The organism is Celeribacter sp. SCSIO 80838 (assembly GCF_056498065.1).
Genome location: NZ_JAZKMA010000001.1, coordinates 856,211 through 870,484, shown reverse-complemented (window position 1 = coordinate 870,484; position 14,274 = coordinate 856,211). Strand labels below are relative to the sequence as shown.

Below are 14,274 nucleotides of genomic sequence, written 5' to 3'. Positions count from 1 at the left end.
GTTTCACGTGAAACCTCAGAGCATGTAACGGCTCACATCCGCGACCTTCGCCAACTCGTCCACATGAGCATGAACATAGGCGGCATCGACGGTGATCTTTTCACCCGGCTTGTCGGGGGCCATGAAGGACAGCTCCTCGAACACCCGTTCCATGATCGTGTAAAGCCGCCGCGCGCCGATGTTTTCCACCGTCGTGTTCACATTGGCGGCAAGTTTCGCGATGGCGGCAATGCCGTCCTCGGTGAAGCTGACGTCGACCTCTTCAGTCTCCATCAATGCCTTGTATTGCAGCGTCAGAGCATTGTCGGTTTCGGTCAGAATCCGGACGAAATCGCCCTCCTCCAATGCGCGAAGCTCGACGCGGATCGGCAGACGCCCCTGCAATTCCGGCAGAAGGTCCGAGGGTTTGGCGATGTGGAAGGCACCCGAAGCGATGAACAGGATATGGTCGGTTTTCACGGGCCCATGTTTCGTGGAGACCGTCGTGCCTTCGATCAGCGGCAGAAGATCGCGTTGCACACCCTCGCGGGACACGTCGCCACCGCGGGCATCGGAGCGGGCACAGACCTTGTCGATCTCGTCGATGAACACGATGCCGTTTTGCTGAACGGCCTCAAGCGCCACGCGTGTGACGGTCTCGTCATCGAGCAATTTGTCGGCCTCTTCACCGATCAGAACGTCATAGCTTTCGGCCACGGTCAGGCGTTTTTTGACGGTGCGGCCACCGAAGCCTTTGAGCAGATCGCCGAGGTTCATCATGCCGCCCATCTGTGGCTGGCCGGGCACTTCGAACATGCCCATCGGCGTGCCCGCGTCCTGAAGTTCAAGCTCGATCACCGTGTCGTCCAACTCGCCGGTGCGGAGTTTCTTGCGGAACATGTCGCGGGTCTGGTCGCGGGCGTCCTTGCCCGCGATGGCTTCGATCACACGATCTTCGGCGGCGCCTTGCGCCTTGGCCTTGACGTCTTCGCGCATCTGGTCGCGGGTCTGGGAAATTGCGGCATCGACCAGATCGCGCACGATCTGCTCCACATCGCGCCCGACATAGCCGACTTCGGTGAATTTCGTGGCCTCGACCTTGACGAAAGGCGCTTTGGCGAGCTTCGCCAGACGCCGGGAAATCTCCGTCTTGCCGACGCCGGTCGGGCCGATCATCAGGATATTCTTGGGATAAACCTCTTCACGCAGATCATCGGAAAGCTGTTTGCGCCGCCAACGGTTGCGAAGCGCCACGGCGACGGCGCGTTTGGCGTCGTTCTGGCCGATGATGTAGCGGTCCAGTTCGGAGACGATTTCACGGGGGGTCAGATCAGTCATTTGGTAATCTTCTCAACGGTCAGGTTGCCATTGGTATAGACGCAGATGTCGGAGGCGATTTTCATCGCCTTGCGCGCGATGGTTTCGGCGTCATGCTCGGTTTCCATGAGCCCGCGGGCGGCGGCGAGGGCAAAGTTGCCGCCCGATCCGATCGCTGCAATGTCATGTTCGGGCTCAAGCACATCGCCCGCCCCTGTCACGACCAGAAGCGTCTCGCCATCGGTGACGATCAGCATGGCTTCGAGTTTCGAAAGGTATTTGTCGGTCCGCCAATCCTTGGCCAGCTCGACGCAGGCGCGGGCCAACTGGCCGGGGGTGGCCTCAAGCTTGCTTTCCAGACGCTCCAGAAGGGTGAAGGCATCCGCCGTCGATCCGGCAAAGCCGCAAACCACGTCATGCCCGCCGGGTTTCAACCGCCGCACCTTGCGCGCCGTGCCTTTGATCACGGTCTGACCAAGGCTCACCTGCCCGTCACCGGCCACAACCACCTCGCCACCGCGCCGCACGCCGATGATCGTCGTACCGTGCCAACCGGGAAATTCTTCTTTCGACATTCGGAGTTCCTTTCGCTTGGCCCTCTATATGTGACCGCGATCCGCATGGTGCAACCGTACCTGCAAACCGGACATGAAAAAGGGCGCCACAAGGGGCGCCCGAATTCGTATCATATTCCTGAAAATCAGGACTCTTCGGCGATCCAGTTGGCGAGAGCCGCTTTCGGCGCTGCGCCGATTTTCGCGGAGGCCACTTCGCCGCCTTTGAACATGAACAGAGCCGGGATCGAGCGGACGCCGAATTGTGCCGGCGAGCTCGGGTTTTCGTCCACGTTCACTTTGACGATTTTGACTTTGCCGTCGAGTTCCTCGGACAGTTCCTCGAGGGACGGGCCGATTTGTTTGCACGGACCGCACCATTCGGCCCAGAAATCGACAACCACGGGGATGTCGGATTCAAGGACTTCGGATGCGAAAGTGTCGTCGCTGACTTTTACGGTCGCCATGGGCTTCTCCTGAATTTGTACTTGAGCAAAAACCTATGCCTCTGCCCCTGATGGGTCAAGATGTGGCGGTGCGACCCAGTGCCTCCATCACGATCTCGAGAGACACGGGGTGCAGTGTCGCGGTTTTCGTCCACAAAAGCGCCACTTCGATCTCTCGACCCGGATAGATGTCGCCGACGGCCTGCGCATAGGCGCCTAACTGTCGCAGCAGGCCTTCGGGAATGTCCTGAGTGCGCTCCGGGACGACGGTGTTGGATTTGTAATCGACGATCTGGATGCGGTCGGGGGTCACGATCAGCCGGTCGATGACGCCGTGAATGATCCGGTCCCCTATCTTGTCGGTGTAAGGCACTTCGGCGAGGGAGTTGGGCCCGAAAATGTCCCAGTCGTAGCGACCGTGAATGACATTGAGCGCTTCGGACATCAGTTCCGGGATTTCTTCGTCGAGCGCAGCCTCTTCACCGGTCGAAAGGACAAAGCGAGCGACTGTTTCACGATCTTGTGGGGCGACGCCGGGCAGGACCTCGATCAGCCGATGCAACTGGCTGCCACGCCGCATGGCGGTTTCTTTATCGAAAACACCCTCCTCGCCGGGCAGGGCTTTGGCCCCGCCGAGATCGGAGGGGGAGATGATGTCCATGCCCGGTTCGGGCGGTTTGGCGGGAGTCAGAGCCCAATCCGGCAAATTGTGGGATGTTTTCCGCGACACTTCCGATGTGTTGGAGATGTCGGGCCAGATCCCATGGCTGAACCGGGTTCCGAGACGGCCCGCCAATTCGCAGGTTTCGGTTGCAAGGCCGGCAAGCCCCCGTTTCACCAACTCATACCATGTGTCGGGTTTTTCTTCCCCGGCACCGCAGACGATCAGCCATTTTTCCGCCCGGGTCATCGCCACGTACAAAAGCCGCCTGTCTTCTTCGAGATCGGCGATTTTGAGCTGGTTTAGTCTCTGTTTTACCTGATCGGAGCGTTGCCCGGCAGCGCCTTTCCAGACGAGATGCCCGGACTCGGGTTCGATGAATTCCTCGCGGGTTTCCCGCATTTGTTTCAACGTATCGGGCAGGATGACGATCGGGGCCTCAAGCCCTTTCGAGCCATGTGCCGTCATCACCCGCACGAGGTTGGAGTTTTCATCCAGCACGCGTTTGAGCTGAATGTCCTGAGATTCGAGCCAGGCGATGAAGCCGGTGAGACTGGGCGTCTCGGCGGTTTCATAGCTCCGTGCCTGATGCAAAAGCGCATCCAGCCCGTCCTCGGCTTCCTTACCGAGCCGGGCAATGAATTTGCGCCGCCCATCGTGACGGATCAGCACCCGTTCGATCAGATCGTAGGGCCGCAGGAAGTCGGAGACCTGCCGCAAATCTTCGAGGATCGCGTAGGTTTCGGGCCAGTCCGCCCGGCGTTCATAGAGTTGCCGCCAAAGTGTGATGGTCGTGCGCCCGTGGGCGAGGCGATAAAGGTCGCGCTCCGACCAGTTGAACAGAGGCGATTTCAGGGTCTCAGCCAATGCCAGATCGTCATCTTGCAAGGACAGGAAGGCGAGCAGGGAGCGCATGTCCTTGACCGCCATTTCCTCGCCCAAGGTCATGCGGTCGGCTCCGGCCACGGGAATGCCAGAGGGATGGGATTTCAGCGTCCGCAACATCCGGCCGAAAAGCTCGGAGCGGCTGCGTACGAGGATCAGGATATCTCCGGGTTGAACCGGGCGGCCTTTGCCGCCTTTTTCGGGAATTGAGCCGGATTCGAGAAGCTCTGCCACAAAATCCGCCACACGTTTGGCGAGGCGGGCGTTATGGTGCTCGGGCCGGATGATATCGACCGGGTCTTCCCAGTTTTCATCTTCCTCGTCGGTGTCGTGGGGTTCCTCAAGCGACCAAAGGTCAACGCGTCCGGGAATGTCGTCAAAGAAGGCGATATGCTCCGGGATACCGCCGACCCCCTCACCACCATTGGCCGTAAAGACGGCATCGGTCGCCGCCAAAATCGCGGGTGAGGAGCGGAAGGAATATTGCAGCGCGAGATCTTGCAACGGCTGACCGACGGCGTTGAGCCGTGCGCCGAAATGCGCCTTCATCTGGTCGAAGGCTTCGGGGGCGGCGCCCTGAAAGGAATAGATCGACTGTTTGTGATCGCCGACGACAAAGATCGTGCGGGTCACATCGGCACGCGCGCCCTCGCCCGAGGTGAACTCGCCCGCCAGCAATTGCACAACGCGCCATTGATCCGGGCTGGTGTCCTGGGCCTCGTCGACAAGGATGTGGTCGATGCCGCCATCGAGCCGGTAAAGCACCCATTGCGACACGTTCGAGATCGACAAAAGATCGCGGGCGCGGCGGATCATGTCGTCGAAGTCGAGAAGCCCGAGTTGCGCCTTGCGCTCCAGATAGGGTGGCAGGAGCGCTTGGGCGAAGCGGTGCAGCGCGAGCGTGCGTTTGGCGTCGTAAAGCGCGAACAGACGGGGGCGGATGGTTTCCACCCGTTTCATCAGTTCTTCGAGACGGTCAAAGGCGCCGGGATGGGCGTCAATGAGCTTGCGCGTCGGCAGGCTTGAATGCTGGGCATAGAATTTCGATTGCAGCGGGGTTTTGGCGGTTTCACCGGTAAGAAGCTTGTCGCATAGCTGCTCTACAAGAGCCAAACCTGGCTCCAATCCAGCCCAAAGACGGAAAAACGGAGCCATTTTCTGATCGGCGGCGCTCGATCCTTCCATCAGGGCAGCACAGGAGGCAAACATCTCCCGTTCACCGCCGAGGAAGACATCGGCAAGAAGCGCGGCTTCATCGTAGCCGTCGGGCAGACCGAACCAGGACCAGATGTCCTTTTCGGTTTTCGCGGGCAGAAAACCGTCGCGTTTCGCCACGATCTTGAGCGCAAGTTCCGTCAGGTCGAGATCGCTGACATGAAGTGCGACGGCATCGAGCATATCGCGCGAGGGGCCAAGGGCCAGATCTTCGAGAATATCGGCGATCATGCGGCGGGATTGCCGGTCGTCCATTTCCTTGAATTGCGGCGACACCCCCGCTTCGAGCGGGAATCGTCTCAAAAGCGCGCTACAGAAGGAGTGGATGGTCTGGATCTTCAACCCGCCGGGCGTCTCGATTGCACGGGCAAAAAGCGTGCGGGCATGGCGGAGCACGTCACTGTCCAGATCCTTGTCCGGGGCCAGTGCTTGCAGCTCGGTCGTCAACTCCGCATTCGGCAACATGGCCCAAGCGCCCAAGCGTTTGAACAGCCGGTTCTGCATCTCGGCTGCGGCCGCCTTGGTGTAGGTCAGGCAAAGAATATGCTGCGGTGGCGTGCCATCGAGTAAGAGCCGCGCCACGCGATCCGTGAGCACCTTTGTCTTGCCCGAACCGGCATTGGCCGAGAGCCATGTGGACATGTCCGGGCGCGCGGCCATGATCTGCCGCCGGGTGGCCTCGTTCATCTCAGTCATCGAGGTCCTCCGGCACGGGGGTATCGGAAATCGACCATTCGCCGAAACGTGCGAGATGTTCGAAATCGGTCTTGTATTGCACGGTCTCCATCATCCGGCGGGAGGTGTAGCCGAGATCGGGATCGTCATAGGCGGCGATTAGTGTGGCGAGCCGACCGCGAATTTCCGCAATATCGTGGGGTTCCAGCGGCAGAACGACCTGTTTCAACGCGGCATTGAGCCCGAGATAGGCGACTTCGGACACGCGCCCCATGGGTACGCCTTCGAACTTGCCCGCTTCCATCATCATGGCCTCGAGCAGAAGCTGAATGCTGAACTTTCGGGTCTGTTTTTCGCTGGGCGGTGTGCCGGTTTTGTAATCGTAGATGATGAACGTGTGGTCTTCCTTGCGGTCGATTCGGTCGGCCTTGCAGGTCAGGGAAAAATCCACTTCGGGAAGATGCATGGCGGCCTTGGCTTCGATCCCGCAAGGGGTGCCCTTTGTCAGCCTGTCGCGTTCGTCACGCACCAGTTGATCGGCAATCCGGTGGACCCGGGCCAGCCAGACGCGGCGGGCCGAGGGCCAGGCCACCTCTTGTTCGAGCACCTCTTCGGCGACGCTCATAAACCGTGCGAGGGCGGCGTCATGACTGTCGTCGCCGATCTGTTTGAGATAACGCTCCATGATCGCATGCAGCGCTGTGCCCCGTTCGCGAATGTCGGGGTCGCGGGACAGCGGATCGAGCTTGCTCAGGCGCAGGATGCGGCTGGCGTAAATGTCATAGGGATCGCGGATCAGGGTCTCGATCCGGGTGACGGAGAGTTGCCGGGGGCGGGCGTCTTTGGGCGGGCGCGGGCTTGGCCGTTTTGCGGGCGGGATGGCTGTGCCGGGTTCGTCGAGCGCGTCTGCAAGCCCCATCCACGCGGTGCCCCGCTTGCGCATGTTCTCGAGGGCCTCACGTCCCTCGTCCGACATCCCCGCCATCAGGTTGGTCAGCCGGATGAGCCAGCGCGAGGCGACGGTTTCCGCCTCTGCATCGCGCTTGGCACGGGTCAGGATGACCTCCGGCGCTGCGATGGCCTGTTGGAAATCATGGGCGGAAAGGCCGATCATTTGTTCGGGTGAAATCAGCCCGGCCTGGCGCCGCATATCGCGGCTGAACCAAGGATCCTGACCTGCGGCCTGTGGCCAAATGCCTTCGTTCAGACCGGCAAGGATCACCAGATCGGCTTGCAGGGATCGTGCCTCCAGCGTCCCCCAGATCATCACTTTCGGATGTTTGGGTGAGGGATCGCGCACCTGGCCGCGCGCGAGAATGGCGCGGAACAGGTCGGCGAATTCATGGATATTAAACGTGCCGCCGTAGTTGGAATTTCGGTGCAGATCTTCGACGAGACGCCGGGTTTCGCGACCGGCATTCTGCGCCCAAAGCTCACTGTCATCATCGCCTGTCGGACCTTTGACAAGAGCCGAACCCAGCGCAACAAGACGATTCAGATGATCCGACAGCGGGCCCTCTGGCGCAATCTGGATATGTTCGACAAGATCGGAAATCCAGCCCGCCCAGTGTGCGCGCCCCTCCTTGTCGGCCTTGTCCTGACCGGACTCGATGGCCCATTTCAGAATGTCTTCGCGTGAGGGAAAAGCCGGACCCTTGCGACGCAAATGAACTTCGAGTTCGCGTGTCCACAGCAGATGGTAGCCGCGGCCTTCGTCGCCTTGCGCGCCGCGCGCACAGAGCGGGTGTTTCAGCAGCACGAGCAAATCTTCGGCAGACATGGTGCGGCCGATGAAACCGACGAGGTGGCGCAACAGGCGGCCGGGAGGCGTTTGATTAAGTGGAATCCCGGCGCTGTCGTCAGGGACAATTCCCCAGCGATCCAGCAAGGCGGTGACGCGCCGGGCGAGATCGCGGTCGGGCGTGATCAGAGCGGCCGTTTTGCCGAGCTCCGCAGTCTGACGTAACACGAGCGCGATGGCATTCGATTCGATGCGCATGTCCGGCGCTTCGATCAGGGTCATGTTTTGTGTGGCCTGCGCGACGTCTTTGAAGGCGGGGCCTTCCTCCATCCACTGATCCGTCACGGGGGCAGGCCGCAAAGCAAGAGAAACAAGCCGGTTTCGGGTCGAATTGGCACATCCGCTCGTATGCCAGGGCCGGATGTCTTGTGGGCGAATATCAAGACGTTCGGCCATGCGGGCGGTGCGTTCCTGTGGATGCTCGACCGAAGCACGTTCGGGGTTTCGGATTTGCGTCCAAACCCTGTCCGGCATGTCGAAATCGACGCCTGGCAGGATGACGGCGCCCATCGGCAGCTTGGCGACGAGGGACATGAAGCGGGCGGTCATGCCGCGCGAGCCGGTCGATCCCGCCACAAGGATCGGATGATCCGGCGGGGTGTCGCGCCATTGCCGCTCCAGCCGGTCGATGACCAGCTTCATGCGGGCCTCCGATCCCGGATCGGCGGCGCTTTCGGGACCGAAGAAGTCGAAGATGATCGAGAGAAATTGCAGAGACTTTTGCCAGTGACCGGAGGAGTCCTGAACCTTGAGGCTGCGGATGTCTTCGGGAGTGACACCTTCGTCCTGCATCTCGCTGAGCACTTGCGCGAGGCTGTCGGACAGATCGAAAATCGAGGCGCGGGTGGCGAATTGCGGCTCCTGTCGCAGGAAATGCGCCACGAGTTGCGAGAGCTCAAGGCGTCGGCGCAGACTGTTCACCGGAACCGGCAGATCGAGGAAGCGATGATCCGTTCCCAATTCGGTCAAAAGGCGAATTTTGGGCAGGAATCGGGTCGATCCATCGTCGAAGGCACGCTGAATATCTTTGCGCATCCGTGAGGTGTTGACGAAAATCTCGGTGCGCGCCAGAAGCTCGGGCGGCGTGTCTTTCAGGTGGCTTAGAAGACCGGCCTTGATCGCATGCGGATAATCCGCGCCGCAGGGCACGCCAAACAAACCCGGTTTCCCCACCTCGGCGAACATCACGCCTCCTTTAAAACCTCTTCTGCAATGGCAATGCCATCGGGATGGCCGACATCGCACCAATGCCCCTCATATTCCACCCCATAAATCCGTCCGGCATGGAACAGAGTTTCCCACACGCGGTTGAGCGAGAAATGCCGGTCTTCGATGTCTGCGACCGGGTCAGTTTTCAAAATCTGCATCCCTGTGTAAACGGTCTGAGTGCCGCGGCGCAGTTGGCCGTCTTGTAACAGATCGAAATCCCCCTGCCCCAGATGCCCGTGGGCGCGGGATTTCGGGACGACGAGAAGCAGGGCATCCATCTTGTCCGGCTGCCAATGTGCGGCAAGGACCTCGGAGGCTTGCGGACCTTTCCAGACCGCATCGGTGTTCATCGTGAAGAGGGTCTCTTCGTGAAACATCGGCAGGGCATTTTTCAAACCACCGCCGGTTTCGAGGAGATCTTCCTCGTAAATCGTCTGAACTCCGGCGTTCTTGAGGTGTTGTTCAAGGCGTGCGGGAAGGTAATGCAGGTTGGCGACGCGACGGGACACCCCGGCCAGTTGCGCGAGCGCATGATCCACCAAAGGCCGCCCGGCCACCTCGATGAGCGGTTTGGGCCGGTCTATGGTCAACTCTTTCATGCGGGTGCCGCGCCCCGCGCAAAAGATCATTGCAGAGTCGGGATGATGCCGCATTTTGCCTTCAGGGTTTCGAGTGCTTTGTCATCGGGTTCGGGGAGCGTGTTGCGGAGCAGTCTTGCCAGATCGGCCAGATCGGGGTGCTGCAAATCCTGTTGCAGATAGCGCCAGACGCGGGGGATCAGGTCGACGTAATGCGGGCGCCCGAAATGCAGGGACATGCGCCCGAAAACCATCAGGATGCGGAGGTTGCGCTGGACGGAACAAATCGCAGCCTGACGAGAAAAATCGACCCGATTCTGGCCCAAACCATCGCAAAAACGGTCGATGCAACGGGTTTGAATGGCGCTGGAAACATCGCGGCGCGCGTCCGTGGTCAGGGAAATCAGATCATAAGCGGGGTGGCCCAGCATGGCATCCTGAAAGTCGAGGAGGCCGACACGCGCTGTGCCGGAACGTTCCGGAAGCCAAAGCAGGTTCTGGGCGTGATAATCGCGAAGGATGGTCACGCGACCGGGGCCGAGATCGTCGATTAGCGGCGCGAGGGCGGCTCGGGCGGTGTCGCGGTCTTCTGAGAGGTCGCGCTCAAGGATCGGTTCTGCGTACCAGCGAAAGCAGGACAGGGCGAGATCGGTCATTTTCGGACCGTAATCTTCGAGCCCTTGCATCGGGTCGGCGCTGCTCAACCGGACCAGAACGTCCACGGCTGCGTCGTAAATCTCGGGTTCCGAGGCGGGGCTGCGCAGGCAGACCCGATCGTATAGATCTTCGCCGAAATCTTCGAGGATCAGGAAACCCTTATCCTCATCTGCGGCGTAGATTTCAGGGGCTGAAAGCCCGAGATCGCGCAGATAAGAGGCGACTTTCAGGAAGGGCCGGACATCTTCGCCAGCCTCCGGTGGGGCATCCATGACGATGGCCTGACGCTCGGAGGTGTCATCGAACAGGCGATGGTAACGGCGGCGGGAGGCGTCGCCGACCAAAGCAACCGAGCGCGCCGAAGCCCAGTCGCTTGAGTGCAGGAATGCCGCAAGTTTTTCGGCGCGATCGGTGGATTGGGTCACGTTGGGGCCTTTGTGTCGGACGTGTGTCGCCCGACTTTAGGCCCCGGTGCGGGGGATACAAGGGGTGGCTTACATCTCGACGAAATGCGTACCGCTGGCCTGTGGTCGCAACGCCGGGCGCAGGGTGCTGGCGCGCGCCTCGGGGGTGAAACCTACAAGTGTTTGCCCGGACGGCAAAGGGACAAAACGGCAATTCAGCCGACGCCCATCCCAGAGTCGCGTCTGGCCGATCCACTCGCTGCGTTCCCCGGTCTGGCCGGCGAAGTCACGAATGTCGCCCCAAAGCGTAGATGGCGCACATTTGGCGTGCCAGACGCGTGTTGCGTCGGTGATGCTGGTTTCGACGATGCCTTCGAGTGGATCGAGACCCCAGAGAGACGTGTAGGCACTGTTCGCCATGACCAGCATGCCTTCGCCGGAAAATACCGCAATGGCTTCGGACAGACTGTCGAGCACGGCCTGACCGGTTTCGATCTCGGCCCGGAAGCGGCGGGTGAGCGACATTTCGGCGGAAATATCCTCGAACAGGAAGGCGATGGCGCCGTCGGGATGCGGACGACCGGAAATCCGGTAGGTCATGCCGCTCGGGAGTGTCCAGACCTCTTCATAAGTTCCATCTTCTGCGGCATTTTCGAGCGCGGTCATTTCCTGACGCCAGGATTTGTAATCCTTGGGTTCTGGCATCATCTGATTGTCGCGCAGCCGGTCGAGGAAAGAGGTGAGTGCCGGGCGCGTGATCAGGAACTCCGCGGGCAGAGCGGTGAGATCGGTCAAGGCCGGGTTGAACAGGGCCAGACGCCGGTTGCGGTCGAACACGGCCAGACCGATGGTGAGATGCGAAAACGTCTTGGTCAGAGTCTGGGTGAATTCGCGCAGGGTTTCTTCGGCTTTGACCGTGCGATCGGCGGAGTTCGCTGCGTAAAGCGAGTCGCTGCCGATGGCGAACCGATGGATGTCGAACCAATGCGGCTCGCCCTTCCTGTCCTTGAAACTCAGACGGCGGGATTCATTCGGACCCGCTTGCGCCAAAAGGTTGGTGTCGAACAGGGCTGCGGGTGGCCAACTTGTCGTTTCGCCAGTGTCCGAGAGGCTGTCTGCGAGGGCGATATAGGCGCTGTTGGCCCAACTGATCGTGCCATCTTCGACCTCGCGCCAGACCGGAAACGGCACATTCTCCGTCGTGGCACGGAGCGTTTCCAGTTCTTGTTCCATGGCCATGAGGGAATGGCGATCCATGTCGATATGCGCCTGTTCGGTTTCCCGGTCGAACAGGGTGAGCCGGGCCAGACCGTTGCGCCATTCGCATTTGAGAACCGCACTGCCATCCCGGGATTCGAGCGCCATATTGCCACGATCGGCCAGTTCGGCGATCTCATGTTGCAGGGCTGGAAATTTCGAGATCATCACGGACAAAAGCCGTGACCAGTCGGAGCCGACATCCGCCGCAGCGGCAAGGACGCTTTGCGCGGAGGGCGTGGCGTTCACTAGTTTCTCGTCATCGAAGAGAAAGACGATATCGTTGTCCTGCGAGGCCAGTGTGATGGCATCTACTCGTTCTTTATGCGCGGCGAGCCGGGCCAGCCCATAAAGCACAAGAAATGCGATGCCGAAACTGCCGACAATCAGAGAAACAAAGGTGAACAGGGCATTCGGTGACATGTGATTCCCATCAGACACAGCGCATAAGCGATGGGGACAGTGTCGGTAATGATGGTTAACGCGTGGTTAAAACGCGCCTGTTTCACGAGTTCAGAAGCGTATTTTCGCCCAAGGCCTTGTTTTGTTCTCCCTCAGGGACGCTGATCATTGTCCTTTGCCAAGCGAGTTCTACGATTGCGCCCGACCGGCGACCGGCGTGCAGATGCAGATCGTGCGGATCGGAGCCGTTCGAAAAGGCAATCTCCGCCCCGGTGCGCTCCAGCAGAGTCTTGGCGATGAAGAGGCCCAAACCCATACCCTGATACCCCGGGCGTTTCTCGACATCCCTGTCGATCCGCTCGGTGCGCCGCCCGTGCATGAACGGATCGCCGATGCGGCCGATCAGGGAGGCGGGAAATCCTGCGCCGTCGTCGATGATCCGAAGCCGGATATCGTCGGCGCTCCAGCTGATGTCGATCCAAACAGTGGTTTCGCAAAAATCCACCGCGTTCTGCACCAGATTGCGCAGCCCATGGATGATCTCGGGACGCCGGAAGACATAGGGCTGTGTGCTTTCGTCCTCGGCGCCGAGCACGTCGAGATGGACCGATTTGCCGCGCGCCATATGGGGCTGGGCGGCTTCTTCGACCACAGCTTGCAGCGGGGCGAAACGCATATGCAGGTCGTCTTTGCCGGCTTGCCCCATCGAATGCAGGATGTCGCGACACCGGTCGGCCTGTTCGTTGATCAGACGGGCGTCGTCGCGCAGCATCTCCTGGCCTTCGAGATCGTCGACCAGCTCGCTCGACACCAGTTTGATGGTCGCCAGAGGCGTGCCCAGCTCATGCGCGGCAGCGGCGACGACACCGCCGATGTCGGTCAGTTTCTGTTCGCGGGTGAGCGCCATCTGGGTGGCCAGAAGTGCCTCCGACATGGTGTGGATCTCCGAGGCGACTTTCCAGGAAAATACGCCGAGAAACACCACTCCAATGACGATCCCCGCCCATGTGCCGAACAAAAACAGCCCCGGCATGGTCAGGATGTCGCCTTCGCCGGTCTGCAGGGGCACATAATAGAGCGCGAGGACACTGACCGAAGCGATGGCAACCGCGCCGGTGAGGATCGAGGATTTCGGACGCAGAGTAGAGGCAGAAATTGTCACCGGCGCGAGGATGAGCATGGAGAACGGGTTGTTCAGCCCGCCGGAGAAATACAAAAGCGCTGACAATTGCAGGATGTCGAACAGCAGCATCAGCGTCGCGCCGCGCTCGCTCAGCCGGGTGTTTTCCGGGTAGATGAAGCTCGACACGATGTTGAGGATGATCGACGCGCCGATCACCAGCGCGAAAGCCCCGTGATCGAAGCGCAGGTCAAGTGCGAGCATAGCGATAAGAATCGTGCCGATTTGTCCGGCGATGGCGATCCAGCGCACGGCGACCAATGTCCGTAAGCGTACCCAGTCGGAGCGCCGCTCACCGGTGAAGAGACCGTTTCCGTTTTCAGTCATTGACGTGATTTTTATCCAGCTGCGTCATTAAAACCCTTGTTAGTGCCTGTGTTTCTCCCGATCAATGCGCAGCAACGAGAGGAGAGAAAGATGTCCACGAAATCCATAGCCATTGCAGCCGTTGCCGTTGCGGCAGTCGGGATCGGCGCAACCGTCTGGTATGCCACGCGTCCTGCCGCTGACGATCCTTTTGCTCAATGCCGGGTGTCTTCTGTCGGTGGTGGCGCCTCAGCTATCGGCGGACCTTTCGAATTGGTGAATGAAGACGGCGTGACCGTGACCGACAAGGATGTCTTCACCAAGCCGACGATCCTCTATTTCGGCTATACCTTCTGTCCGGATGTCTGCCCGCTCGACAATATGCGCAACGCAGATGCTTTGCGAATCCTCGACGAGCGCGGTTATGACGCACAGGCCGCTTTCATCTCCATCGACCCGGAGCGCGACACACCGGAGATCGTCAAGGAATTCACTTCGCTCTTCCATGACAACATGATCGGTCTCACCGGCACGCCGGAGCAGGTCAAGGCCGCGTCCATGGCCTACAAGACCTATTACAAGAAACAGGAAGACGGCGATCCGGAATATTACCTCGTCGATCACTCCACTTTTGCCTATCTGGTGTTCCCGGAGATCGGCTTTGTCGATTTCTTCAAACGCGAGGATACGGCCGAGCAGATGGCCGACCGGGTGGCCTGTTTTATAGACGCCGCAGGGTAAAAATTGA

The 14,274-nt window shown here is 60.1% G+C and carries 10 protein-coding genes; 1 reads left to right on the top strand and 9 read right to left on the bottom strand.

Annotated features, from left to right (window positions below; all coding sequences use genetic code 11):
• Positions 1-15: 15 nt before the first annotated feature.
• The 9 genes from hslU to regB form a co-directional block, all read right to left on the bottom strand.
• On the bottom strand, positions 16-1,317 hold the full coding sequence (gene hslU, locus V1475_RS04220) for an ATP-dependent protease ATPase subunit HslU (protein WP_479411760.1): 1,302 nt from the start codon (positions 1,315-1,317) through the stop codon (positions 16-18).
• A complete protein-coding gene (gene hslV / locus V1475_RS04215; RefSeq protein WP_096806158.1) occupies positions 1,314-1,871 on the bottom strand; it encodes an ATP-dependent protease subunit HslV in 558 nt (185 codons plus the stop codon). Before hslV ends, hslU begins: the two co-directional genes overlap by 4 nt.
• Positions 1,872-1,996: 125 nt before the next feature.
• Entirely contained in the window at positions 1,997-2,317 is a 321-nt protein-coding gene (trxA, locus tag V1475_RS04210) for a thioredoxin (RefSeq protein WP_066703517.1), read from the bottom strand.
• 55 nt (positions 2,318-2,372) lie between these two features.
• A complete protein-coding gene (addA, locus tag V1475_RS04205; RefSeq protein ID WP_479411759.1) occupies positions 2,373-5,753 on the bottom strand; it encodes a double-strand break repair helicase AddA in 3,381 nt (1,126 codons plus the stop codon).
• Positions 5,746-8,718 (bottom strand): double-strand break repair protein AddB, encoded by a 2,973-nt coding sequence (gene addB / locus V1475_RS04200; protein WP_479411758.1) that lies wholly within the window; start codon positions 8,716-8,718, stop codon positions 5,746-5,748. Before addB ends, addA begins: the two co-directional genes overlap by 8 nt.
• On the bottom strand, positions 8,718-9,341 hold the full coding sequence (locus tag V1475_RS04195) for a nucleotidyltransferase family protein (protein ID WP_479411757.1): 624 nt from the start codon (positions 9,339-9,341) through the stop codon (positions 8,718-8,720). The genes addB and V1475_RS04195 overlap by 1 nt, the downstream gene beginning before the upstream one ends.
• A 26-nt stretch (positions 9,342-9,367) precedes the next feature.
• On the bottom strand, positions 9,368-10,402 hold the full coding sequence (locus V1475_RS04190) for an aminoglycoside phosphotransferase family protein (protein WP_479411756.1): 1,035 nt from the start codon (positions 10,400-10,402) through the stop codon (positions 9,368-9,370).
• 69 nt (positions 10,403-10,471) lie between these two features.
• On the bottom strand, positions 10,472-12,061 hold the full coding sequence (locus V1475_RS04185; RefSeq protein ID WP_479411755.1) for a PAS-domain containing protein: 1,590 nt from the start codon (positions 12,059-12,061) through the stop codon (positions 10,472-10,474).
• 82 nt (positions 12,062-12,143) lie between these two features.
• The gene (regB, locus tag V1475_RS04180) at positions 12,144-13,547 is read right to left on the bottom strand and encodes a sensor histidine kinase RegB (RefSeq protein ID WP_479411754.1); all 1,404 of its coding nucleotides are present in this window, start codon (positions 13,545-13,547) and stop codon (positions 12,144-12,146) included.
• Between the two features lie 90 nt (positions 13,548-13,637).
• Between regB and V1475_RS04175 the strand changes: the two genes are divergently transcribed.
• The gene (locus V1475_RS04175) at positions 13,638-14,267 is read left to right on the top strand and encodes an SCO family protein (RefSeq protein WP_479411753.1); all 630 of its coding nucleotides are present in this window, start codon (positions 13,638-13,640) and stop codon (positions 14,265-14,267) included.
• Positions 14,268-14,274 lie beyond the last annotated feature (7 nt).